Source organism: Pantoea sp. A4 (assembly GCF_000295955.2).
In the GTDB taxonomy this organism is placed as follows: Bacteria; Pseudomonadota; Gammaproteobacteria; order Enterobacterales; family Enterobacteriaceae; genus Pantoea; species Pantoea multigeneris.
Window position 1 is genome coordinate 21,809 of record NZ_ALXE01000020.1, and the last position, 25,954, is coordinate 47,762.

At 54.7% G+C, this 25,954-nt stretch carries 23 protein-coding genes; 12 read left to right on the forward strand and 11 right to left on the reverse strand.

Annotated elements, in window-relative coordinates; translation table 11 throughout:
• Positions 1 to 51: 51 nt before the first annotated feature.
• From B880_RS0106845 to B880_RS0106865, 5 genes are all read right to left on the reverse strand, one after another.
• A complete protein-coding gene (locus tag B880_RS0106845) occupies positions 52 to 351 on the reverse strand; it encodes a DUF1493 family protein (RefSeq protein WP_017346645.1) in 300 nt (99 codons plus the stop codon).
• Positions 352 to 445: 94 nt separating this feature from the next.
• Positions 446 to 1,231: an SDR family oxidoreductase gene (locus tag B880_RS0106850; RefSeq protein WP_017346646.1), complete on the reverse strand. Its 786-nt coding sequence runs from the start codon at positions 1,229 to 1,231 to the stop codon at positions 446 to 448.
• 92 nt (positions 1,232 to 1,323) lie between these two features.
• Positions 1,324 to 2,121: an SDR family oxidoreductase gene (locus B880_RS0106855; RefSeq protein ID WP_017346647.1), complete on the reverse strand. Its 798-nt coding sequence runs from the start codon at positions 2,119 to 2,121 to the stop codon at positions 1,324 to 1,326.
• Positions 2,122 to 2,146: 25 nt separating this feature from the next.
• A complete protein-coding gene (locus tag B880_RS0106860; RefSeq protein ID WP_017346648.1) occupies positions 2,147 to 3,652 on the reverse strand; it encodes an FGGY family carbohydrate kinase in 1,506 nt (501 codons plus the stop codon).
• 335 nt (positions 3,653 to 3,987) lie between these two features.
• Entirely contained in the window at positions 3,988 to 4,938 is a 951-nt protein-coding gene (locus tag B880_RS0106865; protein ID WP_017346649.1) for a sugar-binding transcriptional regulator, read from the reverse strand.
• A gap of 303 nt (positions 4,939 to 5,241) precedes the next feature.
• Between B880_RS0106865 and B880_RS0106870 the strand changes: the two genes are divergently transcribed.
• From B880_RS0106870 to B880_RS0106880, 3 genes are read left to right on the forward strand one after another with little or no spacing between them, the layout of a single operon-like run.
• Complete coding sequence (locus tag B880_RS0106870; RefSeq protein ID WP_017346650.1) at positions 5,242 to 6,096, forward strand: transketolase; 855 nt, start codon at positions 5,242 to 5,244, stop codon at positions 6,094 to 6,096.
• Positions 6,089 to 7,030, forward strand: coding sequence for a transketolase family protein (locus tag B880_RS0106875; RefSeq protein WP_017346651.1), 942 nt, complete (start codon positions 6,089 to 6,091; stop codon positions 7,028 to 7,030). The genes B880_RS0106870 and B880_RS0106875 overlap by 8 nt, the downstream gene beginning before the upstream one ends.
• Positions 7,031 to 7,057: 27 nt before the next feature.
• The gene (locus tag B880_RS0106880) at positions 7,058 to 7,804 is read left to right on the forward strand and encodes a DeoR/GlpR family DNA-binding transcription regulator (protein WP_017346652.1); all 747 of its coding nucleotides are present in this window, start codon (positions 7,058 to 7,060) and stop codon (positions 7,802 to 7,804) included.
• A 10-nt stretch (positions 7,805 to 7,814) separates the two neighbouring features.
• On the opposite strand, the gene B880_RS0106885 is transcribed toward B880_RS0106880, so the two are convergent.
• On the reverse strand, positions 7,815 to 8,606 hold the full coding sequence (locus B880_RS0106885; protein ID WP_017346653.1) for a DeoR/GlpR family DNA-binding transcription regulator: 792 nt from the start codon (positions 8,604 to 8,606) through the stop codon (positions 7,815 to 7,817).
• 459 nt (positions 8,607 to 9,065) lie between these two features.
• Here B880_RS0106885 and B880_RS0106890 point away from each other — a divergent pair, with 459 nt between their 5' ends.
• From B880_RS0106890 to B880_RS0106905, 4 genes are read left to right on the forward strand one after another with little or no spacing between them, the layout of a single operon-like run.
• Positions 9,066 to 10,001 (forward strand): D-ribose ABC transporter substrate-binding protein, encoded by a 936-nt coding sequence (locus tag B880_RS0106890; RefSeq protein WP_017346654.1) that lies wholly within the window; start codon positions 9,066 to 9,068, stop codon positions 9,999 to 10,001.
• A gap of 48 nt (positions 10,002 to 10,049) precedes the next feature.
• Positions 10,050 to 10,661, forward strand: coding sequence for a DUF2291 family protein (locus tag B880_RS0106895; RefSeq protein WP_017346655.1), 612 nt, complete (start codon positions 10,050 to 10,052; stop codon positions 10,659 to 10,661).
• An 11-nt stretch (positions 10,662 to 10,672) separates the two neighbouring features.
• Positions 10,673 to 12,202 carry a sugar ABC transporter ATP-binding protein gene (locus B880_RS0106900; protein WP_017346656.1) on the forward strand — a complete coding sequence of 510 codons (1,530 nt, stop codon included), beginning with the start codon at positions 10,673 to 10,675 and terminating at the stop codon, positions 12,200 to 12,202.
• A gap of 18 nt (positions 12,203 to 12,220) precedes the next feature.
• Positions 12,221 to 13,288, forward strand: a complete 1,068-nt coding sequence (locus B880_RS0106905) for an ABC transporter permease (protein WP_017346657.1) — start codon at positions 12,221 to 12,223, stop codon at positions 13,286 to 13,288.
• Between the two features lie 217 nt (positions 13,289 to 13,505).
• Here the strand turns inward: B880_RS0106905 and B880_RS0106915 are convergent, their stop codons facing one another.
• The 5 genes from B880_RS0106915 to glnT form a co-directional block, all read right to left on the reverse strand.
• A complete protein-coding gene (locus B880_RS0106915) occupies positions 13,506 to 14,813 on the reverse strand; it encodes an ammonium transporter (RefSeq protein ID WP_036645544.1) in 1,308 nt (435 codons plus the stop codon).
• Positions 14,814 to 14,883: 70 nt separating this feature from the next.
• Positions 14,884 to 16,206, reverse strand: a complete 1,323-nt coding sequence (locus tag B880_RS0106920; protein WP_017346660.1) for an FMN-binding glutamate synthase family protein — start codon at positions 16,204 to 16,206, stop codon at positions 14,884 to 14,886.
• An 18-nt stretch (positions 16,207 to 16,224) separates the two neighbouring features.
• Positions 16,225 to 16,905 (reverse strand): protein glxC, encoded by a 681-nt coding sequence (locus B880_RS0106925; RefSeq protein ID WP_017346661.1) that lies wholly within the window; start codon positions 16,903 to 16,905, stop codon positions 16,225 to 16,227.
• Positions 16,902 to 17,825, reverse strand: a complete 924-nt coding sequence (locus B880_RS0106930; protein WP_017346662.1) for a class II glutamine amidotransferase — start codon at positions 17,823 to 17,825, stop codon at positions 16,902 to 16,904. The genes B880_RS0106925 and B880_RS0106930 overlap by 4 nt, the downstream gene beginning before the upstream one ends.
• Before the next feature lie 22 nt (positions 17,826 to 17,847).
• The gene (glnT, locus tag B880_RS0106935; protein ID WP_017346663.1) at positions 17,848 to 19,182 is read right to left on the reverse strand and encodes a type III glutamate--ammonia ligase; all 1,335 of its coding nucleotides are present in this window, start codon (positions 19,180 to 19,182) and stop codon (positions 17,848 to 17,850) included.
• 493 nt (positions 19,183 to 19,675) lie between these two features.
• Between glnT and purU the strand changes: the two genes are divergently transcribed.
• Genes purU through B880_RS0106960 form a run of 5 tightly spaced genes read left to right on the forward strand, consistent with a single transcriptional unit; the run spans position 19,676 to position 25,951 of the window.
• Positions 19,676 to 20,542: a formyltetrahydrofolate deformylase gene (gene purU / locus B880_RS0106940; protein ID WP_017346664.1), complete on the forward strand. Its 867-nt coding sequence runs from the start codon at positions 19,676 to 19,678 to the stop codon at positions 20,540 to 20,542.
• Positions 20,539 to 21,450, forward strand: a complete 912-nt coding sequence (folD, locus tag B880_RS0106945; protein WP_017346665.1) for a bifunctional methylenetetrahydrofolate dehydrogenase/methenyltetrahydrofolate cyclohydrolase FolD — start codon at positions 20,539 to 20,541, stop codon at positions 21,448 to 21,450. Before purU ends, folD begins: the two co-directional genes overlap by 4 nt.
• A gap of 9 nt (positions 21,451 to 21,459) precedes the next feature.
• Entirely contained in the window at positions 21,460 to 22,701 is a 1,242-nt protein-coding gene (locus tag B880_RS0106950; protein ID WP_017346666.1) for an FAD-dependent oxidoreductase, read from the forward strand.
• Positions 22,702 to 22,712: 11 nt separating this feature from the next.
• Complete coding sequence (locus B880_RS0106955) at positions 22,713 to 23,039, forward strand: sarcosine oxidase subunit delta (protein ID WP_017346667.1); 327 nt, start codon at positions 22,713 to 22,715, stop codon at positions 23,037 to 23,039.
• Positions 23,036 to 25,951 (forward strand): 2Fe-2S iron-sulfur cluster-binding protein, encoded by a 2,916-nt coding sequence (locus B880_RS0106960; RefSeq protein WP_017346668.1) that lies wholly within the window; start codon positions 23,036 to 23,038, stop codon positions 25,949 to 25,951. Before B880_RS0106955 ends, B880_RS0106960 begins: the two co-directional genes overlap by 4 nt.
• Positions 25,952 to 25,954 lie beyond the last annotated feature (3 nt).

The window sequence follows — 25,954 nt, forward strand, 5'->3', positions numbered from 1 at the left end:
CGACACAGCAGGGTGGTAGGGATTCCCACCCTCTTGCGCGTTGTGCTCCGGTCATTTCCCCAACCAACGACCAGCCTGAGCAGACTCAACCAGCAGTTGGAGCGTTAATGGATCATGGGCCGCTGTAAAATCTTGCGGAAAATAGGCATCGAAACGAATAGTACGAGGATCAATGTTGAAGGTTGCCGCATATCTTTCCAGTAATTCACAGGCATCCAACGGATCCATACGGAAGTCTTCATTCAGGTCAGTGTTGCGCTCTAGTTTAAATCGTTTGAACGTCAGCAGACTTCGACCGTTGTAATCCTCAACCAGTGCAAATACGGCTTTTGCGATGTGCTCTGTGACCATCTTTTATCGTCCTTGTGAAGCATCTGGTCAGATTCTACAGCTGAAGGGGCTGAAAACAGAGGGGAAATTCCCACCCCGCAGGGTGGGGAAGGGCTTACCAGCAGACGAAACCGCCGTCCACCAGCAGGTCGACACCGGTGCAGTAGGATGCGGCATCGCTGGCGAGGAAGATCGCTGGGCCGGCCATCTCCTGTACTTTAGCCATGCGCTGCATTGGGGTCTGGCTTTCGAACTCCTTGGTCTGATGGACCATTTCCGGGCGGGTATTCATCGGGGTCGCGGTATAGCCTGGGCTAATGCTGTTGACGCGAATGTTTTTGTCGGTCCATTCCATTGCCAGGCTTTTTGACAGATGGATCACACCCGCTTTAGAGCAGTTATAGTGGGCCTGCTCAAGACCACGGTTCACAATGACACCAGACATGGAAGCGATGTTGATGATCGAACCGCCGCCGCTCTCCAGCATCAGTTCGGCTTCCGCCTTACAGGAGTTCCATACGCCAGTGAGGTTGATATCAATCACACGCTGCCACTGCTCTGACTCCATCTCCAGCGCCGGATTCGCGTTAGCGATGCCCGCTGCGTTGAGTGCTACGTCCAGACGACCAAAGCGGGTTTTGACTTCCGCGATGGCACGGCGCAGATCGTCGAGCTGACGCACATCACCGGCCACGGCAAAGGCTTCACCGCCCAGCGATTGAATATGTGTCACGGTTTCACTCAGTCCACCGTCCTCACGCAGATCAAAACAGGCGACTTTGGCACCAGCGCTAGCAAACGCACAGGCGATAGTCTGGCCGATGCCGCTACCGGCGCCGGTGACGAAAGCGACGCGGCCTTGCAGACTAAACAGCTGTTGGGCGAACTCTTTGTTGACCATGTGAAACCTCGATAAAAAGTAGAATCTTGGGGCGCGGGCGGGCGTTATCACCGCCCGTGCCATCAGGAAAGACAATAAGCGCGACGCGCGGCTTATGACATGATTAAGCCGCCATCCACATTGATGGTTTGCCCGGTGATATAGGCAGCATCGTCGGAGGCGAGGAACAGCACTAACCCGGCGACATCTTTTGGCTTACCGGCACGTTTCAGCGGGATGTTCTGCACCCACTCTTCAATCAGCTCACCTTTCTGGTAGGTTTTCTCTGGCGTACTGAGAATCTCACCCCAGACGCGGTCGTTGTAATCCCACATCTCGGTTTCAATAATGCCAGGACAGAAGGCATTCACGGTGATGCTGTGTTTTGCCAGCTCCAGCGCCAGGCTTTGCGTGATGCCAATCACCCCCATTTTGCTGGCGGCGTAGTGCGGGGTGTAAATAAAGCCGACGCGGCCCTGTCCTGAAGAGGTGTTTATCAGGCGGCCTGACTGCTGTTTCACCATGTATTTCGCCGCTTCACGGCAGCACAACCACACGCCAGTGGTGTTCACCTGCAATACATCATCAAATTCTTTGCGCGTCATTTTGTCGAAGTGATCGATGGTGATGATCCCCGCGTTTTGAATCGACACATCCACCGAACCAAAGCTGTCATGCGCCAGCTTATACAGTGCAATCACCTGGTCTTCATTGGTCACATCGGCCTGAAACGGTACCACCTGGGTCTGATATTGCTGCCTCAGGCGTTCAGCGGTGTGGTTGATCTCCGCCGAATAGTCAGAAATCACCAGATTCGCGCCCGCAGCAGCAAAACGCTGTGCAATTCCTTCACCGATGCCACGCGCTGCGCCGGTAATGACCACTGTCTGATTTGCAAATGAATGACTCATAGCTCTGCCTTTAAATGTCGTGAGTTCAGAATTTGTGTACGGTACGTTCAACGGCGCGCTGCCATTCACGCCAGCGTTTTTGCAGGCGCGCATGGCGAGCCATATCCGGCTGGAAGCTGGCGTGCACGTAAAGAAGCTGTTTCAGTGCGTCGGTTGAGAGATGGTCATGGGCTTTGCGGGCTAATAACGCCGCGCCCACCGCGGAGAGTTCCGCCAGATCGCTGCGCATTACCGGGCAACCCAGCAGGTCCGCCTGATACTGCATGAGCCAGTCGTTGCGCGTCGGGCCGCCATCGACCATCAGCGCATTAAGGCTGAAATCTTTATGCTGGCGCATCGCGGCAATCACATCGGCAATCTGATAGGTGATGGATTCCAGGGCAGCACGCATTAAATGGGCGCGTTTCACGCCACGGCTGAGGCCACAAATCACGCCACGGGCGCTGTCATCCCAACGCGGTGCCCCTAATCCGGTCAACGCCGGGACGAAATAGACGCCCAGCGTCGATTCAACCGAAGCGGGTAAGTCGCTTAATGCCTGATTCAACTCCGCTTCGGGTAATTCGCTTAAGCCGGTGCTGTCGGCCATCCAGGCAACGGCATCACCGGTATGTGAGATGTTGCCTTCCAGGCCATAGATGATCTGCTCACCGTCATGCCAGGCGATGGTAGTGGCAAGGGCATGAATATCGGCCTGCGCTGAAGCCACCGGGGCCATCACGGATGAGCCCGTGCCATAGGTTGCTTTGACGCATCCGGCTTCACCCAGCGCATGCCCAAACAGGGCGGCATGGGAATCGCCAATCATCGCCATGACGGGAATACCGTCAGGAATTTGCGCCAGGCCTTGCGTCACCCCGAACAGCCCGCAGGAAGGGCGAACTTCAGGCAGTGCGGCCCGTGGGATCTGGAAAATGTCCAGCATGGTGTTATCCCACTCGCCGCTGTGCAAATTAAACAGCTGAGTGCGGGATGCGTTGGAGTAGTCGCAGCAGAATGCAGCGCCGCCAGTCAGGTTCCACAGTAGCCAGCTATCAATGGTGCCAAGGCAAATTTCACCTTGTGCGGCTAGTTCAAAGCCATTCGGCACCGACTCCAACAACCAGCGCATTTTGGCGCCAGAGAACAACGGCGCAATCGGTAGCCCGGTAACGGCTTTGATTTTGGCTTCTTGCTGGTCGCGACGTAACTGATCGCAAAACTCAGCGGTACGGGAGCACTGCCAGCTGATGGCCGCGCCCAGCGGTTGGCCGCTGCTGCGATACCAGCCAATGGCCGTCTCACGTTGATTACTGATGGCCAACGCCGCCACACGTTCAGCGCCTACCGCCTCAATGGCCTGGGCTAAAACCTGAACAGAGGCATTAATCAGCAGGCTGCCGGACTGCTCAACCCAGCCTTCACGCGGTGTCTGAATAGACAACGGCTGGGAGAATTTCGCCACCACATTTCCCGCAGCATCAAGCGCAATCGCTTTGGCGTTAGTGGTGCCTTCATCCAGCGCAATGATGATATTTTTCTCTGCCGACATGCTGTTCTCCCGGTGACTACGGCGAAGTGCAGGCAAGGTGAATACGGCCCGAGGCTCAGCGTATCTTGTCTGTGACAATGACACCGTGAGCGCGATAGCTGATTCTGTTTTGCCTTTTGAATATATATTCAGTATTGATTATTTATTTAAATACGATACCCATAACCCGTCACTACAGCCACTGGCAAAAGTGCCAAATGTGTTGGTTATCACAGTTTGTTATCGGACAGAGAGAGAACGGCTCGCAGAAAACAGAGCCGTTATGAAAGGCAGGTAATTGATAAGCAATGATAAAATAACGTTGTTCGCCACAACTGGGTGGGCGAAAGCGCTAATCAGGCTTCCAGCAGTAAGCGGGAAGTCGGGTAGTCGGTGATCAATACATCGATATAGCCACCCTGGAGTGCGCCTTTGATCGCAGCCACTTTGTGTTCTCCCCCCGCGAGGGCCACCACGGTGGCGCACTGTTTTACTTGATCTAACTCCATTCCGATCACCGGATCTTCCTCAGGCTGTAACACCGGGCGGCCAGATTGATCGTAGTAATGCAGGCAGATATCACCGACCGCGCCCCGTTCAGCCAACACTTCCAGCTTGTCAGACTGATAATAGTTGCCGGAGGTTTTCAGTAACTGAGAAGGTTCAAGAATACCGATGCCAACAATCGCGATATCGACCTGATCAAACTGCGAAGTCACCAGGGTGACATCGTTACTGGCGCTGAGGCGCGCTTTCTCTTCCATCGATCCTTCAATGCTCTGTGCTGGCAGCAGGGATGCAGGACAGTTGAGCTGTTGCGCCAGCGTCTGTGTCAGGATGGTGGCCTGCACGTTGCCGTTTGGCCCGACGCCCCCCAACAGTTGGATCACGCCACGGGCTTTGAGGTTTTGCGCATGCACCTCATCAACCATGGCGCGAATGGTCTCACTCCATGAGGAGACGCCAATCAGATCGCTGGGACGCAAGCGCGTTTCCAGATAATGGGCTGCCGCAGATCCAATAGCGCGTTTGATGTTTTGCTCGCTTGCGCCATCCTCTACATCCACCACAATCGCCTGGCGAATGCCATAACGCGCCTCAATGCCTTTCTCGATGTTGAGAAAAATGTTTGAGGGCTGGACCACGCTGATCTTTACCAACCCCTCTTTCTGGCAGCGGGTGATGGCCCGTGAAACAAACGATTGTGACAACGACAGCATCTGTGCAATTTCAGACTGCTTAATCCCATCCAGATAGTAAAGAGTGGCAATCTTCACCAGAAGACGCTGTTCATCCTGCTTTGCCATGCGGTTCCTCAACTCATTATCGGGGCGCTCAGTATGTGCTGCCCGTTATCATACGCGAAAAATTGTCCCGCATTCCTGTGATGCAACTCTAACTTCTGTAGTTGGCTAATTTCAGTACTGGACAATCACTGAGAGGTGAGCGTACTATTTTGAATATAAAATCACACGTGAATATTTATTCAGGGTGATAGTAGCCCAGCCGTTGTTAGTGAACAGGTGCCTGGACGACCCGCTTTACCGGGCACCTTTTTTTAACCAGCTGGAATAAATATTCAACTCGGAATAATCATTCGGAGGCATACGATGAACCCGTTCTCACTTTCCGTTGCGGAGCTGGAGAAGAAGGCACGCGCAGTGCGCCGCCATATAGTGACCCTGAACGCCAACAGCCCGGCTGGTGGTCACACTGGTGCAGATCTTTCCCAGGTTGAACTGCTGACCGCGCTCTATTTCCGCATTCTTAACTGTGCGCCCGATCGACTGGAAGACAGCGAGCGCGATATTTACATCCAGTCTAAAGGCCATGCGGTAGGTTGCTACTACTGCGTACTGGCAGAGGCAGGCTTTATTCCCCTCGACTGGTTGCCTACCTATCAGCACGGTAACTCGCATCTGCCCGGACACCCGGTACGCCAAAAAACCCCAGGCGTGGAACTGAATACTGGCGCTTTGGGCCACGGTTTCCCGGTTGCCGTTGGCCTGGCGCTGGCAGCAAAACGCGACAACAGCAAGCGCCGTATTTTCCTGATTACCGGCGACGGTGAACTGGCGGAAGGCAGTAACTGGGAAGCAGCGATGGCTGCGGCGCACTACAAGCTCGATAACCTGATTGTTATCAACGACAAAAATGGCCTGCAACTGGCTGGCGCGACCAAAGACATCATGGCAACCGATCCGCTGGATGAGAAATGGCGTGCGTTTGGTATGGAAGTCAGCGAGTGCAAGGGCAACGACATGGCTTCGGTAGTCGAGACGTTAGAGAACCTGCCGCAGACCGGTAAACCGCATGTAGTGATTGCACACACCACCAAAGGTGCGGGCGTGTCGTTTATCGCCGGTAAACCGGAATGGCACCACCGCGTGCCGAAAGGTGATGAGATTGAGCTGGCGTTGAGTGAGCTGAAAGATCTGGTTGAAGAGGAGATGAAAAGTGAGTAACGCAGAACATCTGGCCACCGTGATGGTGAATGCCTTTATTGATGCAGTCGATCGCGGCGTGGATGTGGTGCCGGTGGTTGCAGACTCCACTTCAACTGCCAAAATCGCGCCTTTCATGCAGAAATTCCCGGGCCGTCTGGTGAACGTCGGCATTGCTGAACAGACGCTGGTCGGTGTGGCATCGGGCCTGGCGCTGGCGGGCAAAGTCGCGGTGACCTGTAATGCCGCACCGTTCCTGATTGCTCGTGCGAATGAGCAGGTCAAAGTGGACGTCTGCTACAACAACACCAACGTCAAACTGTTTGGTCTGAATGCCGGTGCCAGCTATGGCCCGCTGGCCAGTACTCACCATGCCATTGACGACATTGGGGTAATGCGCGGTTTCGGTAATATCCAGATTTTTGCGCCGTCTTCTCCGCTGGAGTGCCGCCAAATCATTGACTATGCCCTCGCGCATGTCGGGCCGGTTTATATCCGTCTTGACGGTAAAGCGCTGCCAGAGCTGCACGATGAAAGCTATCAATTCCAGCCGGGTGCTATCGACGTATTGCGTAGCGGTGATGAGATTGCGCTGGTAGCGCTGGGATCGACGGTACACGAAGCCGTGGATGCCGCCGCTCAGCTCGCTGACCTGGGCATTGCAGCCAAAGTCATCAGCCTGCCTTCGGTACGCCCGCTGGATCGTGATGCGCTTGCGGCAGCACTGAGTGGCTTTAAAGCGGTGATCACCGTGGAAGAACACAACATCAACGGCGGTGTGGGAAGCATTGTGGCGGAAGTGCTGGCAGAAAGCGGCACGGGTGCACGCCTGAAACGCTTAGGCATTGCTGATGGCGACTACGCGATAGCCGCAGATCGCAAAGAGATGCGAGCCTGGCACGGCATTGATGCCGCGGGTGTGGTTAAACAGGCCCAGGCGCTGTTGGCGCGCTAACGTTTGGTGGGAGAACCGGCGATGAATATGCGACAGCACGAGATTATCCGGTTGGTGAATCAGCACGGAAAAATGAGTGTCAGTGAGCTATCACATCTTACCGGCGTCTCTTATGTCACCATCCGCAACGATCTGAAGTACCTGAGTGAGCGTGGCAACCTGCGCCGGGTGCATGGTTCCGCACTGGCGCTGGAAGGCAGTCACATTAAACAGCGGGTACGCGAGAACTTTTCCGTTAAAGAAGGCATCGCGGCCAGCGCCGCAGGCTTTATCGAGGATGGCGACAGCATTTATCTCGATGGTTGCAGTATTAACTACCTGTTGCTCAAACATCTGACGGAAAAACGTCAGTTGACCATAGTGACGGCCAGTCAGGATCTGGTGACTGGGCTCAAAGGGACGTCGCACCGGGTGATTCTGGTGGGCGGCATACTGCAAAAAGGGATGGATGATGTGGTGGGTGACCTGGCTTGCCTGTGCATCAACCATTTAACCTTTAATAAAGCGTTTATCGGCATTAAGGGCTGGGACAAAAAACGGGGCTTCAGCGAAAGTGATAGCGCCCGCTGTGCGGTGAAAAACGCGGTGCTGGCTAAAGGGGTTGCCACCTGGTTTCTTGGCGAGGCACGACGTTTCAGCCAGGTGCATGATTTCCCGCTGGCACCAACCACCGTGCCTGGTGCAGTGATCACAGATAATGCACTGTCACCCAAGTATCGTGAGTTACTGGCGGCGCAACAGATAAAGTTAAGCATTGTCCATACGCCGCACTGAGCCAGACGTTTTATTGTGCGATAACCACTTTGACACCCAACGTTTTAAAGGCGGCGATTTGAGCAGCGGTTATACCGTCATCGGTGATCAGGGCATCAATTTTGTCCCATTCACAGGGCAGGGCAAACATGGAAACTTTGTCGATCTTGCTGGAATCGGCGACGACATAGACCTTGCTGGCGGAGTTGATCATTGCCAGCTTGAGTTTGATATCGGTTTCGCTGGGAAAACTCAGTCCGGCGCGGGGAGAAATACACGCGGTGGCGAGAAACAGCTTCTCGGCCAGGACATTTTCGAAAAATCCGGCGGCTTTTTCCCCCGACGTCGACAGAGTAGGCGATTTAAAGGTGCCACCGGTGAGCAGGATATGCATTTCCGGTTCGCCACCCAGCTTAAGCGCAATATTCACGGCAGTGGTGATTACATGCAGACGTTTGATGTGCGTGAGATGGTCTGCGATGGCGGTGGTTGTGGTGCCGGAATCGAAAATGACGGTATCGCCATTTTCAACATATTGCGCTGCGGTGCGGCCAATCGCATCTTTCTGTTCAAGATGGATCTGCCGTTCCAGCAGCATTGCGACGGTGTTCTGTTTCGCCGTCATCAGGGTTGCGCCGCCGTGGTAGCGCTGCACCATGCCCTGTTGCTGGAGCACGCGCAGGTCGGTACGGATGGTGGCATCGGTAACATCGAAAGCATCGGTCAGAAATTTGACCGTGACGGTGCCGTCCTCCCTGATCATCTCGAGAATTTTATCTCGGCGGAGCTGAACGTCCGCCAGTTGGTGATGTTTTGTTTTCAATCGAAAGTCACCTTGTTATCGAATGCCAGCCTGGCAGGCATGGCCACATTTCCACTGTGGCTCAGTCTACAGCGATTTTCACCTGCATATACAACACTTTCGTTCGAAAGCGAGTTGTTGCTATGTGACTGTATTTTTAGATCTATTTTTTTACTGTAATGGTTTTTTATTGCACTATTTTTGCAGCAAGGCATTGAAATTAATCGTTAATTTGATGTTACCATGCTTTTGTTCGAAACATGATCGAGCACACAAATAAAAATAATCCAGTCGTTTATATTTTTATTCGAAAATCAAAGCAGCATTGAAGATGCACCAGGAGGGCGCAATTGTGGCCCACTTTTCCTCGACGTTGCGTATAAGAACTGTACCCAAACGCTGATGTGCAAGACGCTTCTCCCAGGGGTGAGCGACACAACACATTGACACTATAAAAACGATTATCGAGAGAACATCCCTATGAAAAAACAGTTACTGTGGCTCAGCGTGGCGTCTGCCTTCGCACTCTCTGGTGCAGCCTCTGCGGCAGAGAAAGGCACCATCATGATTATGGTCAACTCACTGGATAATCCTTACTACGCTGCGGAAGCGAAAGGCGCAAACCAAAAGGCCCAGGAGCTGGGTTACAAGACGTCAGTGCTTTCTCACGGTGAAGATGTGAAAAAGCAAAGTGAGCTGATTGATGCAGCGATCGGTAAGAAAGTTCAGGGCATCATTCTCGATAACGCCGACTCCACCGCCAGCGTGGCAGCCATCAAAAAAGCCAAAGATGCCGGTATTCCGGTGGTGCTGATCAACCGTGAGATCCCGGTTGATGATGTCGCACTGGAGCAGATCACCCACAACAACTTCCAGGCGGGCTCCGATGTAGCCAACGTCTTTGTTGAGAAAATGGGTGAAAAGGGCAGCTATGCAGAACTGACCTGTAACCTGGCAGACAACAACTGCGTTACGCGTTCGAAATCCTTCCACCAGGTGCTGGATCAGTACCCTGATCTGAAAAGCGTCGCCAAACAAGATGCCAAAGGCACCTTGATTGACGGCAAGCGCATCATGGACAGCATCCTTCAGGCTCATCCAGACGTAAAAGGTGTGATCTGTGGTAACGGGCCGGTTGCACTGGGTGCCATTGCGGCGCTGAAAGCGGCGGGACGCACCGATGTGATTGTGGTCGGTATCGACGGCAGCAACGACGAGCGTGATGCCGTAATCAAAGGCGACCTGAAAGCGACGGTGATGTTGCAAGCCCAGGCGATTGCCGCTCAGGGTGTGACTGACCTGGATAACTTCATTCAGAAAGGCACCAAACCGGCGAAACAGCGTGTGATGTTCCGCGGCATCTTGATCTCTCCTGAAAATGCCAAAGGCGTGCAGGACTTTAATTTCAAATCTTAATATTCACCAGGCTGTCGCGCCCGCTTTGCGGGCGCAGAGGAGAGAGTAATGCTGACAAGAATCGGGCTGACGCTGATTATCATCATGCTAAGCGGTTGCCGCATTGTTTCGCAGAAAGAGTTAGCCGATCTGAAAAATCCGCCAAATCCTAAAATGGCGAATATCAGCCAGACCTGGCAGAGCCAGATCGTGCCGCAGATTGGCCATGATGCTAAACCGGCAGCAGAGTTGCTAAAAGCCGTTCAGTCAGCGAAAGATTTTGATGAGGCGTGTAAAACCTATGGCTACCGTAGCCAGGATGAAAATCCTTGCGCATTTAGCGTTCAGGTAAGCGGCACCATCACCAAAGTGGACACCACCTCGCGGAGTGGAAAAATAATCATTAAAGATGCGAGTGGGCAAGATATTACTGTGCAAATGGGGCCAATCATCCGGGGAACCCTGTTACGTGATGCCTATAAAGGCGCAAGCTACAACGATTTTAACGATCAGGTGATGTACGGCGATTACGGCAAAGCCATTAACCAGTTTGCTTCCACCATGATGCAAGATTTCAAGCCGAAACAGGGTGACAACGTCACGATTACCGGCGTGTTCAGCAGTTGGGACATTCCGCAAAGTATCCCGGATGTCACACCGGCCAGCATTAAGCGTCAGTAAGGGGACAGGTTATGAGTGAGCAACAACACGCCGACTCAGAAGTGATTATTGAAACCCGTAACGTGTCACGCATCTATCCAGGCGTAACGGCGCTGGACAACGTCAATTACCGCGTTTATCGCAACAAGGTTAACGTTTTGATTGGCGAAAACGGTGCCGGTAAGTCCACCATGATGAAGATGCTGGCAGGGGTGGAAACGCCTTCATCCGGTGAAATTTTGTTGGATGGCAAGCCCGTTACCCTGGGCTCTACCCAGCAGGCGGAAAAGCATGGCATCAGCATTATCTTTCAAGAGCTGAACCTGTTTCCCAACATGAACGTGATGGACAACATCTTTATCGGTAAAGAGTTCTTCCAGCGCGGGGTGATCAACGAGAAATATCAGTATGAGCTGGCGAAGTCGCTGCTGGAGCGTCTCAATCTGGACGTTGATCCCTATGCGCCGCTGAATGAGCTGGGTATCGGCCATCAGCAGATGGTGGAAATTGCGCGCTCGCTCTCCAAAGACACCCGCGTGCTGCTGATGGACGAACCGACCAGTGCCTTGAGCCAGTCTGAGGTGAAAGTCCTGTTCAACGTTATCGAACAGCTTAAACGCCGTGGCGTCACCATTATTTACATCTCGCATCGCTTAGAAGAGCTGATGGAGATTGGCGATCACATCACCATCTTCCGCGATGGCCGTTTCATTGGCGAACGTCCGGTGCGCGATGCCAGCGTTCCGTGGATCATCGAACAGATGGTGGGGGATAAAAAGAAACACTTTGACTACCAGCCTGCACTGCAAGGGGAGCAGGTACTGGAAGTGAAGGGGCTGACGGCGCTGGCGCAAAACGGCGGCTATAAGCTGAACGACGTGAGCTTTAACCTGCGCAAAGGCGAAGTTATCGGTATCTATGGCCTGTTGGGTGCCGGACGTACTGAGCTGTTTAAAGGCTTAATTGGACTGATGGGCTGTCAGTCTGGCTCGGTGGTGCTGAACGGAGAAGATCTGAGTAAGCGGGATTTCTCCACGCGCCTGAAAAAAGGCATCGCGCTGGTGCCAGAAGATCGTCAGGGCGAAGGCGTGGTGCAGATGATGTCGATCAAAACCAACATGACGCTGACCGACCTCAGTCTGCGCGGTTTCCGCCGCTGTTTGTCGCTGCTGAATCCGGCAAAAGAGGATGAAGGCGTAACCGATATGGTGAAAAAGCTGGCGATCAAAGTCAGTGATGCCGAGCTGCCGATTACCTCCCTGAGTGGCGGTAATCAACAAAAAGTGGTGTTGGGTAAAGCCTTGATGAGTGGCCCGGAAGTGGTGCTGCTGGATGAACCGACGCGCGGTATCGATGTGGGAGCCAAAACCGATGTTTATCACCTGGTCGGCCAGATGGCCAAGCAGGGGCTGGCGGTGATGTTCTCCTCCTCTGAGCTGGATGAAGTGATGGCTCTGGCCGACAGAGTTTTGGTGATGGCTGATGGCCGTATCACCGCAGATTTAGCGCGTGCAGACGCAACCCGGGAAAAAATCATTAGTGCTTCGACACCACAAGCTTGATGTCGGCTGGAGAGAAAAATGAGCCAAAAATATCTGATTTATATGTATCTGTTAAAGGCGCGTACTTTTATTGCGCTGTTGATTGTGATTGGTTTCTTCAGCGTGATGGTGCCGAACTTTATGACGCCGTCAAACCTGCTGATTATGACCCAGCACGTTGCCATTACCGGCCTGCTGGCGATCGGTATGACCTTAGTGATCCTGACCGGCGGTATTGATCTTTCCGTGGGTGCCGTTGCCGGTATTTGTGGCATGGTGGCCGGTGCGTTGCTGACCAACGGCATTCCGCTGACGGGGGGCAATGTTCTGTTCCTTAACGTCCCGGAAGTAATTGTGGTGGTCACGGTGTTTGGTTGCCTGCTGGGACTGGTCAATGGTGCGGTGATCACACGACTGGGCGTTGCGCCGTTTATTTGTACCCTGGGCATGATGTATGTCGCCCGCGGTGCCGCACTGCTGTTCAACGATGGTAGCACCTACGCAAACCTGGTCGGCATGCCTGCGTTAGGGAACACCGGTTTTGCGTTCCTCGGCACCGGTTCGATTCTGGGCGTTTATCTCCCAATCTGGCTGATGGTAGGTTTCCTGCTGTTAGGCCTGTACATGACGCGTAAAACGCCGCTGGGACGTTATATCTATGCAGTCGGTGGCAATGAGTCCGCTGCTCGCCTGGCAGGTGTGCCGATCATTAAAGTGAAAGTGTTTGTTTACGCCTTCTCTGGCATCTGCGCGGCATTAGTGGGTTTGATCATCGCATCCCAGTTGCAAACCGCACACCCGATGACCGGTAACATGTTCGAGATGGATGCGATTGGAGCCACCGTACTGGGCGGTACTGCCCTGGCAGGTGGTCGCGGTCGTGTTTCCGGTTCGATTATCGGTGCGTTTGTTATCGTGTTCCTCGCCGATGGCATGGTGATGATGGGCGTCAGCGACTTCTGGCAGATGGTCATTAAAGGCCTGGTGATTGTTACCGCAGTGGTGGTGGATCAGTTCCAGCAGCGCCTGCAAAGCAAAGTCACCCTGATGCGTCGTCACGAAAAAAAGTTGCAAGCGACGGCAGTCCCTGAAACGTCGCTGCAGTAAACAGAGCTGTTAATATGAAAAGCCAGTCAGCAGGTGCTGACTGGCTTTTTTATTTGGGGCTGGGGTTTTCACGATGCCGTGCTGATACCGTTTTAACTCACAGGCTTCGCCTTCGCTCACCGGTGACAATACTGCTCACCAGGGTGTTGCCATTCCTTTCAGGAAAAAACTCGTAACATGAAAGAGTTAGCGAAATGAATAACGCAAAAGCAGGCGATTAATTCGAGTGGCGATAACCGACTTCACCGTGCGTTGTCAGATCCAGACCATCGAATTCGGCTTCCTGATCAACGCGCAGTCCACGGCAGACAAATGCGGTGATCTTAATGGCTACCCAACTGGTGAGCGCGGAAAAGAGAATACTGAAGGCGATGGAGCTGGCATTAACACCTAACTGGCCTAACAGATCGCGTCCGGCGATGTAACCTTGCCCGCCCAGCAGTGGCAGGGCGAAGAGGGGCGTCAGCAGTCCGCCGACGATGCCGCCCGTGCCGTGAATAGCGAACACATCAAAGGCGTCATCCAGTTGCAAACGCTGTTTGATTAACCGGACACAGGCCATACAGAACGGGACGGTCAAGGCACCGACACAGAGGGCTCCCACCGGCCCGACATAGCCGCAGGCGGGCGTGATCCCCACCATGCCTGCCACGGAACCGGTCACAATGCCCAACAAACTGGGATGGCGTTGGAACTTCCACTCCAGCAGCATCCAGGCAAGGGCACCGCCGCAGGCACCCAACAGGGTGTTAAAGATCACCAGCATGGCGTAACCATTGGCCTGCAATGCACAACCGCCACAGAAACCGAGCCAGCCAATCATCAACAGGCAGCCGCCGGTGAGCGTCATGGTCATGTTATGGGGCGTCAAGGCGACGGTGCCAAACTGACGACGGCGACCAATGGCGATCGCCACCACCAGCGCCGCGACGCCAGAGTTAATATGGACTACATCCCCCCCGGCAAAATCCTGCACGCTGAGCGCGGCCATCCAACCGCCTCCCCATGCCATGTGGGCCAGCGGCACATAGTTGAGGATCGACCACAGGGCGATAAACACCATGGCGGCAGAGAATTTCACCCGCTCTGCAAATGAACCGGCAATCAGCGCCGGTGTAATGGCGGCAAACGTCAGCATAAAGAAGATATAAACGTACTCCGGCACGGTTCCTACCAGTGAATCGGTTGTGATATTGCGCAGCAGGGTTTTGCTGGCTCCGCCAAGATAGCTGTTGACCGTGCCACCGTCGGTAAAGGCATAGCTGTAGCCAAACAGGGTGAACAGCACGGCAACCAGTGCCACGGTGGCAAAGACTTGCATCAGTATCGACAGCACATTTTTACTCTGCGCCAGACCGCCATAGAACAGTGCTAACCCTGGTAAGGTCATCATCAGCACCAATACGGCGGTAACAAAAACAAATGCGGTATCGCCACTGCTCAACGTGGGGGCGGCGAAAGCGGGAAAAGCCATCAACAGCAGGGCAGGAAGAGTGATAAGTGTAGAGCCCTTTCTTAATCTCATGATGCACCTCGGACAGGCCAGAGAAGTCCGCCCCACCTGAAGTGGGGCGCAGTGTTAACAGCAGGCAGGATTAATATTTCTGGCCGGGGATCCAGTTGGTACCCGCGAGCGGTACGCGTGCCATTGCAGCCGCTTCCACGTTGAGTGCCACCAAATCTTCGGGTTCAAGGTTATGCAGATGGGACTTCCCACAGGCACGTGCCAGGGTCTGTGCTTCCAGGGTTAAGACGCGCAGATAGTTCGCCAGACGTTTGCCCGCCGCAACGGGATCAAGGCGTTTGCTCAGCTCTGGATCTTGGGTTGTAATTCCCGCCGGATCTTTACCTTCCTGGAAATCGTCGTAGAAACCGGCCGCCGATCCGAGTTTCTGATACTCCTCCTGATAGCGTGGGTGGTTGTCGCCCAGGGCAATCAGTGCCGCCGTCCCGATGGCGACGGCATCCGCCCCGAGTGCAATCGCTTTTGCCACATCGGCACCGTTGCGGATCCCGCCGGAGACAATCAGCTGAACTTCACGGTGGACGCCCAGCTCTTGCAGAGCTTCTACAGCCTGTGGGATCGCGGCCAGGGTTGGAATGCCTACGTGCTCAATGAACACATCCTGTGTCGCCGCCGTTCCCCCCTGCATGCCATCTACCACCACCACATCCGCGCCAGCCTGTACCGCCAGTTTCACATCATAATAGGTCCGCGTTGCCCCGACTTTGACGTAGATGGGCACTTGCCAGTCGGTAATTTCACGCAGCTCGGCAATTTTAATCGCCAGATCGTCAGGGCCGGTCCAGTCTGGATGACGGCAGGCGCTACGCTGATCGATGCCTTGTGGCAGGCAGCGCATTTTTGCCACGCGCTCGGAAATTTTCTGCCCCAGCAGCATACCGCCGCCGCCCGGTTTAGCGCCCTGACCCAGTACCACTTCAATGGCATCGGCTTTACGCAGGTCATCCGGGTTCATGCCGTAGCGAGATGGTAAATATTGGTACACCAGCTTGCTTGACTGGCCGCGCTCTTCTGGGGTCATCCCCCCATCGCCGGTGGTGGTGGATGTGCCAACCGCTGAAGCACCACGACCCAATGCTTCTTTGGCCTGCGCGGAGAGCGCGCCAAAGCTCATCCCGGCAATGGTCACTGGCGTGCTGAGCACCACCGGTTTTTTGGCAAAGCGGGTGCCTAAAACCACTTCGGTGCTGCATTTCTCACGGTAACCCTCAAGCGGGTAGCGTGACATGCTGGCACCCAGGAACAGCAGATCGTCAAAATGAGGGACTTTGCGTTTTGCGCCCCAACCGCGAATGTCATAAATCCCGGTTTCGGCGGCGCGCTGAATTTCATCAATCACGCTGCGGGTGTAAGTGGCGGACTCTTTCAGGCCTGGCTTGTAGTTATCGCTCATGTTCTTCTCCCTGGAGACTCAGTACGCCGAAGCGTTATCGACTTTGAAGTTATACAGCTGACGCGCAGAACCGTAGCGGGTAAAGGCAGTAGGGGACTCATCAATGCCTGCCTGCTGTAATAAATGTCCCAGCTCTTCGATATGCTCAGGACGCATCGCCTTTTCTACACAGTCAGCGCCAAGAGACGCCACTTTGCCTTTTACATAAATGTGCGCTTCATACAGCGAGTCACCCAGTGCTTCACCGGCATCGCCACACACCACCAGACAACCTGCCTGCGCCATAAAGGCACTCATCGCGCCAATATTGCCCTTCACCACAATGTTGATGCCCTTCATCGAAATGCCACAGCGCGCTGAGGCATTGCCCTCAATCACTAACAGGCCACCATTGCCGGTTGCGCCAGCAGACTGCGAGGCATCCCCTTTCACGCGTACGCTGCCAGACATCATATTTTCTGCCAGCCCGACACCGGCATTGCCGTGAATGGTGATGTGCGCCTGTTGATTCATACCGGCACAGTAGTAACCGGCGTGGCCTTCAATGGTGATGTTTACCGCATCGTTTACGCCACAGGCGATATTGTGTTTGCCATCAGGGTTGGTCACGCGCCACTCTTTCTCACTGGCGGTTTGTTCGGCATCATGTAGCGCCTGGTTCAGTTCACGCACGCCACTGGTGAGGTCGAAAGTTTTCATGCTGTTGCTCCTGTTGAATGGCTGGTGGCACGTTCCCAGACGTAGATACGGGCAGGCTCTGGTTCCCACACTTTGGCATCCTTGATGCCCGGCAACCCGGCAAGGGCGCGGTACTCGGAAGCCATGGCGACATAGTCATCGGTTTCTGCGATCACGGCGGGCTTGCACGCAATGGGATCGCGCACGACGGCGAAGCCGTCACGTGTGCCGATGGCGAAAGTAAAGAAGCCATCCAGATCGCGCAGGGCATTTTCCAGCGCGGTCTGCAATGAATCGCCTTGCTCCAGACGCCAGGCGAGATAGCCTGCCGCCACTTCAGAGTCATTCTCCGTTTTGAAACTGATGCCCGTGCGTTTCAATTTCTCACGCAGGCGGTTGTGGTTTGAGAGTGAACCGTTATGTACCAGGCAGAGATCCATGCCGGTAGAAAAGGGGTGGCTTCCCTGAAGCGTCACGGCACTCTCCGTCGCAAGACGGGTGTGGCCAATGGCATGGCTGCCTTTCATCTGTTGCAGGCCAAAACGTCCTGCGACCTCAGCGGGCAGACCCACACCTTTCAGAATTTCAATACTGTGGCCTGCGCTGAGCACATCCACTTCCGGGGCATGCTCAGACAGCCACTTCAGCGCCTGCGCTTCATCCGTGGGAAGTTTAAACACCGCCACGCTGGCATTCTGGAACCAGTTTTCGACGGCACCAAACGCCGTGCCCAGCTGCTCGGCCAGTGCATTCCAGTGGTAGTCCGTGACTTCGCTGCGCAGCGTCAGTTTGATCCCGCTGTCATATTCGTCGCCGTAAACGGCAAAGCCTGCGCTGTCACAACCGCGTTCGGTCATAGCAACCAGCATGGGCTCGAATAAAGCCCCCAGTTGCTGTTCCAGTTCGGGTTTTTTAAAGTACAGTCCGACAATTCCACACATAGTGATGTCCTTGAGTAGGGGATCAGAAAAATTCGATGTAGCGATTAACTTCCCAGTCGCTGACGTGGCGATGGAACTCAAACCACTCCTGACGCTTAACGCGAATAAATTCGTCGGTGATTTCAGCGCCCAGGCATTCACGCAGCAGCGTATTGGCTTCGAGGGCATCCACCGCTTCTTTCAGGTTTTGCGGCAGCAGCTCAATGCCTTCTTGCTGACACTGTTCTGCTGACAGGGCATACAGATTGCGGTTCTGCATTTTGCCTGCGGCCAATTGGCGATCGATGCCATCCAGTCCGGCGGCAATCAGTGCAGCATGGACCAGATAGGGGTTAGCGCCGGTATCCGGCAGGCGTAACTCCAGACGCCCATAAGGAATGCGTACCATCGCAGAGCGGTTGTTTGCCCCGTAGGTGATGAACACCGGTGCCCAGGTCGCACCGCTGGCGGAACCGCCGCTCACCAAGCGCTTGTAGGAGTTGATGGTCGGTGCGGCAAAGGCACACAGCGCTTTAGCGTGATGCAAAATACCGGCGAGGAAGTGATACGCCAGGCTGGATAAGCCCAGCCCTTGTGGATCGCTGTCATCGCCAAAGACATTACGGCCCTGGCTGTCCGCCATGGAGAGATGGAAATGCATGCCGTTACCGGGACGGTCGGCAAAGGGTTTCGGCATAAAGGAACACAGCAGGCCATTTTCATGGGCAATTTCACCCGCCGCCATGCGGACAAAGGTGAAACGGTCAGCGGAGGTCATCGCATCGCTGTAGGTATAGTTAATTTCATACTGGCCGTTCGCATCTTCATGGTCGATTTGGTAGACATCAAAGCCGACCTGCTCTAACGATTCTGTCAGTTGCTCAAGGAAGCCGCGCACCCGTGATAAGCCTTTATAGTCATAACAGGGCTTTGCCAGGGTATCACTCTCATCGGCGGTGAGCAGCTCGCCGTCTGGTCCACGGCGCAGCAGTGAAAATTCGGGTTCCAGCCCGCTGTTCAGCGTCCAACCGCGCGCTTTCAGGCGCTCAACCTGGCGTTGTAGCACCACCCGACTGTCATAAGGGTGTGGCGCATTGTCCACGTAGCCCGTACAGACGATGCGCGCGTAACCCGGTTGCCATGGCACCAGCGACAGCGTTGAGAGGTCGCCACGCGCCAGGTAGTCTGAGCCGTGCGGTTGCATCCCCATACCGGAGATGGCGAAACCGGCGAAGCCCGCGCCTTTCTCTACCACATCCATCAGACAACGTGCCGGGACCGATTTGGTTTTGGCTACACCGTGGATATCGACAAACTGCGCCAGCAGATATCTGACGTTGTTATCGCGCAAAAACTGTGCTGCTTGTTCAGGTGACATAGTGACCTCATTGAGCGCATGTGAAGGGAATCAGCGGCTATTCGCTACATTCCTGTGAGGAATATTTTTTTCCTGAGCGGAAAATGCAGGAGTTGTGCCAGAACCGTTTTCGCGGCTGAAAATAGTTTTTAAATGACTAAATTTCAGAGAGATAGGCGCTGGTGATTTATTAATACAGAGGAGTTCACTCGTAACAGAAACGATTAAATGCCATGAAAAATGTGCAGGCTCCCCATTTTGGTGCCTGTACAGTAAGCATAAATTTCACCTGTAAATAATCTTGATTAAAATAGCATTATAATTATTCATATATGAATTCAGATATTCACCTGTGAATAATCTATGTTTTGATGCAATCAATTAAAATGTCGCTGGACAATAATTGATATTTGAATTAAATCTGTTTTAGCGGCGGAGAAATACGGTTTATCCCGGCTGATTTGCCATTTTAAATTTATCTGTAAACAATTTAATTCATCTGTGTGGAGTTCCCATGAATGCATCTGCGCGTGACTTCGTTATCACAGCAACTTGCCCCGCTACGTCGGGTATTATTGCTGCGGTTACCTCGTTTTTAAGTGAAAATAATTGCTATATCAGTGAGTTATCTCAGTATGACGACGAGCAGTCCGGGCTGTTCTTTCTGCGTTCGCGTTTTCGCTTCAATGATAATGTTATCGCCGACATTGAGACCGTAAAGCGTGATTTTCACGCCATAGCGGAGAAGTTACACATGGAGTGGCAGGTGTTTGATACCCGTCAACCGATGCGTGTTCTGCTCATGGTGAGTAAATTTGACCACTGCCTGACGGATCTGCTTTACCGACGAAATAAAGGTGAGTTGAATATCGATATTACCGCCATTGTGTCCAATCATCTTGATCTGCGCCCTATGGCAGAGCGCGAAGGGATCCGCTTTATATATCTGCCCGTTAACAAAGAGAACAAATTGCAACAGGAGCAGGCGTTATTAAAAGTGGTCGAGGAGACACGAACCGAATTAGTGGTGTTGGCGCGCTATATGCAAATACTCTCAGATTCACTGTGTAAACAACTCTCTGGTCGCGCGATCAATATCCATCACTCATTTTTACCCGGTTTTAAAGGTGCGATGCCTTATCACCAGGCCCATGAGCGCGGTGTGAAACTCATCGGCGCCACGGCGCATTATGTTACTTCCGATCTGGATGAAGGCCCCATTATCGAACAAGAAGTACAGCGCGTTAGCCACGCATACCGACCTGCTGATTTGATTATTGCCGGACGTAACACCGAAACCATCGCCCTTGCTAAGGCGGTGAAGTATCACACCGAACATCGGGTCTTCCTTGATGCGGATAAAACGGTGATTTTCCCATGAATATGACACTGACCAGCCCACAGCGGGCCGAAAACATCGATGGCAAAGCGGCGGCGCGTCGGCTGTTAGCCGAAGTGGCGGCAGAGTGTCGAACCTTCGTTGATCAGGGCTATCATCCGACCCTGGCCGTGGTACTGGTTGGTGACGATCCTGCCAGCCAGGTTTACGTGCGCAATAAGCTCCGCACGGCGGAAGAAGTGGGAATTCGCTCGCTGGAATACCGGTTTCCCGCAAGCCTGAGTGAAAGTGAGCTGCTGGCGACGCTGGATAAACTCAATCTGGACCCGTTGGTGAACGGCATTCTGGTGCAGTTACCCCTGCCGCGTCATATCAACGAGCAGGTCATCTTACGTGCCATTGATCCGCTGAAGGATGTTGATGGTTTCCATCCGGAGAATGTGGGTGGTCTGGTGCATGGTCAGGCGGTGCTGACGCCTTGTACTCCAGCCGGCTGCCTGCGGCTGTTGCAGGATTACTGCGGCGACCTCAGCGGCAAACACGCCGTGGTGGTGGGGCGCTCTAATATCGTCGGTAAACCGATGGCGGCACTGCTGCTTAAGGCACATTGCAGCGTGACCACGCTCCATTCACGTAGCCAGGACGCGGCTGCACTGGCGGCGCAGGCGGATATTCTGATTGCCGCTGTGGGCCAGCCAGAAATGATTGATGCCAGTTGGATCAAGCCTGGTGCAGTGGTGATCGATGTGGGCATCAACCGCGTTACGCGGGCCAATGGCAGCAGCCGCCTGGTCGGGGATGTGGATGCCGCCAGTGTGTCTACGGTTGCCGCAGCGTTAACGCCGGTTCCCGGTGGCGTAGGGCCGATGACCATTGCCTGTCTGATGCAAAACACGCTACAGGCCACCCGCTTACAAACTGCATCCGCTGTCTTAAGTCACTGCGGTTAAGGAGCAACGATGTCTCTTACCTTACTGAAATATGGCCTCTCCCATGAATACCCGGCGGAAGTGGATATCCCACCGCCGCGCGATCTGCGTCCTCATTATGATGTGGTGATTATCGGGGGGGGCGGACATGGCCTGGCAACCGCCTACTATCTGGCTAAATATCACGGTATTACCAACGTAGCGGTACTGGAAAAGGGCTATTTAGCCGGCGGCAACACCGCGCGTAATACGGCAGTGATTCGCTCCAACTACCTGACATCAGAAGGGGTGCGGTTTTACAGCGAATCGGTGAAGCTGTTCCAGCAACTGTCGAATGAGTTCGACTTCAACATCATGTATTCCGAGCGCGGTCAGCTGACGCTGGCACACAGTGATGCAACGGTGCGGGCTTTCAGACAGCGGGCCGAAGTCAATAAACACTTTGGTGGCCGTACCGAGATGATCGATCGTCAGCAGATCCGCGAACTGGTCCCCACGCTGAATCTCGATCCGGCCCATCTGCCAGTGCTGGCGGGATTGTGGCATATCGATGGCGCGACAGCCCGCCACGATGCCGTTGCCTGGGGCTACGCGAAACAGGCGGCCAAACGGGGCGTGGAGATCCATCAGCTGACCGAAGTACAGGACATTGTCGTACGCCATGGCAAAGTGGTTGGCGTGAAAACCAATCGCGGCGAAGTGAGCTGTGGCTGCGCGGTGCAGGCGGTAGCCGGACACAGCTCACTGCTGGCGCAAAAAGCCGGGTTCCGTCTGCCGGTGGTGAGCTATCCCTTGCAGGCGATGGTCACACAGCCGGTCAAACCGTTCCTCGACCCACTGGTCAGCTCTTCGGCACTGCACTGTTATGTGCAACAAACCAGCCGGGGTGAGGTGGTATTTGGCGGCGGTTCCGATCCTTATCCGCTTTACAACACGCGATCAACGCTGGATCTGAAAGAGTCGCTGATTGCGCACGGGATTGAAATGTTCCCCTTCCTGGCACAGGCAAAGCTGATGCGACAGTGGGCGGGTATCACGGATATGACCCCAGATTACAGCCCGATCATGGGCGAAAGCCCGGTGGAGAACTATTACCTTGATGCTGGCTGGGGCACCTGGGGCTTCAAAGCAACGCCAATATGCGGGAAAACCATGGCCGAAATGGTCGCCAGCGGCGGGAAAACGCCTGCGCTGATCGCACCGTTCCGTCTTGATCGTTTTCGTCATTTCCGCCAGGTCAACGAAATGGGCGCAACCGCTGCCAGCCACTGAGGACATTTACAATGAAGATCATGCATTGCCCGTTAAACGGGCCACGGAATATCTCTGAATTCAGCTATGGCGGCGAGTTAAAAGCCATTCCCGATGCCAGTGCCTGTAGTGATGAAGCCTGGGCGGACTATGTGTTTTTCTCCGATAACAGTGCAGGCGTAGTGACCGAATGGTGGTATCACACCGCCTCAGGCTACTGGTTCCTTGCCGAACGGAACACGGTCACCGATGAAATTGTGCGTACCTTCGATGCCAGTGAACGCTTCCCCCATCCTGATTATCAGGACCCGGCGCTACCTGCGCGGGTGAATCTATTGCCAGAGGCGATCTCCCTATGAGCAAGCAACCGCAACGCCTTGCAGCGCCGATGGGGCGCTATATCGATCGTCAACAGCCGGTGAATTTCTCGTTTGAAGGGCAACAGCGGCAGGGATACGCCGGAGATTGCATCGCCAGTGCTCTGCTGGCTTACGGCCAGACAACGCTCTCAAGATCGTTTAAATATCACCGTCCGCGTGGTGTGCTGACCATGGCGGGGCAAGATGCCAACACGCTGGTGCAACTGCCAGATGCCCCGAATGTTCTGGCGGATCAACAGCCGGTAGCTGAGGGGCTGCGCGTGATGGGGCAGAACTACAACGGCTCGCTGGCGCAAGATCGTGACAGCCGCATGGAGCTGTTTTCCCGCTTTATGCCGGTGGGTTTCTACTATCGCGCGTTCTACAAGCCGATGGGGATGTGGAAACGCTGGGAACCGCTGATTCGGCGCAAAGCCGGTCTGGGCGTACTCAATTTACAGGTAAAGCCCGGCTATCATGATAAGGCGTACCTGTTCTGTGATGTGATGATCGCAGGCAGTGGCCCGGCGGGCATGCAGGCGGCACTGACCGCCGCGGAAGGCGGGGCCCGAGTGGTGTTGGTGGAGCAGTCACCGCAGTTGGGTGGAGCTTTGAGCTGGGCGCGCTTTGCCGCAGATGCCCAACCGGCTGAACGCGAATTACGCCGTTTGCACCAGGCGGTAAGCGAACATCCGGCCATTACCCTTTTGCTGAACGCCACCTGCAACGGCTGGTTCCAGGATAACTGGCTGCCTGTTATTCAGGGAACGCGAATGTTTAAAGTGCGCGCGCAGGCCTGTATTGTCGCGGCAGGCAGCTATGACCAACCGGTGGTCTTCCGCTATAACGACCTGCCCGGCGTGATGCTGACCAGCGCCGCGCAACGCCTGATGCAATGGTATGCCGTGAAACCCGGCCAGCGTGCGGTGATACTGACCGGCAATGATGATGGGTATCTGGCGGCGCTGGCACTGCATGAGCAGGGAGTGGAAGTGGCCGGTATTGTCGATATGCGTGCCCGCGCCACGGATCCCACTCTGGTGAAGCGATTGTCACAGCTGGGGATTGATATTCACACCCATGCCACGGTGTTTGAGGCTTTACCCGCTCGACAAACCGGCCATTTACATGCCGTGGAGGTGCGCAAAATCAGCGGACAAGGCACGGTGGTGGCGCAAGGCGAGAAGATCAACTGCGATCTCCTGTGTATGTCCGGGGGCTACATGCCAGCCTGGCAATTGCCGTGTCAGGCCGGTGCCAAACTGCACTATGCTGACGACAGCGCGCGTTTCACCCTTTCGAACCTGCCTCATGGTTTATATACCGCCGGTTCAATCAATGGCTGGCAGCAACTGGAGGATGTCCTGCACGACGGCGCGTATGCCGCCGGAGAGGCGCTGGCGCAAATTGGTCGTTCTTCGGCTTCAGCCACGCCAGCCCCACAGGGCGAGCCAGTGGGCAACTATCCGTGGCCGCTGTTCCCTCATCCAAAGGGCAAAGAGTTTGTCGATTTTGATGAGGATTTGCAGGTTAAAGACATTATCAATGCCACCCGACACGGCTATCGCGATGTGCAGCTGGTGAAGCGTTTTTCCACCGTGGGCATGGGCCCTTCACAGGGACGCCACTCGGCATTGCCCACTGCCCGACTGGTCGCGCAGGCCACGCAGCGTAGCGTGAGCGAAACCGGCGTGACCACCGCGCGTCCGCCCTTCAGTGCCGAAACCCTGGCACACCTGGCGGGGCGCAGTTTCGATCCGTGGCGCGTGACCGCTTTGCATCAGCATCACCTTAAGTTACAGGCAGAAATGATGCCAGCAGGTAACTGGCTGCGTCCGGCGTGGTATCGCACTACAACGGCGCAAAATCGTCGCGATGCGGTGCAGCAGGAGGCGCTCAATGTGCGTAATAACGTCGGGCTGATTGACGTTTCTACGCTGGGCGGGATTGAGTTACGCGGGCCGGATGCCGCTGAATTTCTCAATCGCATGTATACCCTGGCTTTCCATAAACAACCCGCCGGTAAAACCCGCTATGCCTTGATGACCAATGAGCAGGGGGTGGTGATTGACGATGGTGTGGCCTGTCGTCTGGCGCAGAATCACTTCTATGTCACCGCGACGACCAGCGGCGTGGCGCGGGTTTATCAGAATATGCAGCAGTGGAATACCCGCTGGCGCCTAAACGTCGATATCGCCAACGTCTCTTCCGCCTGGGCGGCGGTTAACCTTGCCGGACCGCGCTCCCGTGATGTACTCAAGCAGCTGTGCACCGATGTGGATCTCTCTTCCAGCGCGTTCCCCTATCTGGCGTATCGTGAAGGCCATGTGGCGGGGATCCCTGCGCGCCTGTTACGTGTAGGCTTTGTCGGGGAGTTGGGGTACGAAATCCACGTGCCCGCGCGCTACGCCAGTGGCCTGTGGGAAGCGTTGATGTCAGCGGGTGCGGCGTTGAGTATTCGCCCGTTTGGTGTGGAAGCCCAGCGCTTGCTGCGACTGGAAAAAGGCCATGTGATTATTGGTCAGGATACGGATGGCATGAGCCATCCCGCAGAGATCGACATGGGTTGGGCAGTGAACCGGCAGAAAACCCCGTTTGTGGGTCTGCGCGCCATCGACATTCTTGGTGGTCAGGCAGCATTGCGCAAACTGGTGGCGTTTCAACTGCCTGCCGATGCGCCACAGCCTCTGGAGGGGCATCTGGTGTTATCTGGCGACACCATTACCGGCAACGTCACCTCCTGTGAATACTCACCTACCTTAAAAGCGATTATTGGCATGGCGTATGCATCACTTGAACATAGCTCTCCAGGCAGTCAAATTACGCTGCGGGTTGAAGGTGGACGGGAGCTGGCGGCGCAGGTTGTGAAATTGCCATTTTATGACGCCGATAATTTACGACAGGAGTTATAACCT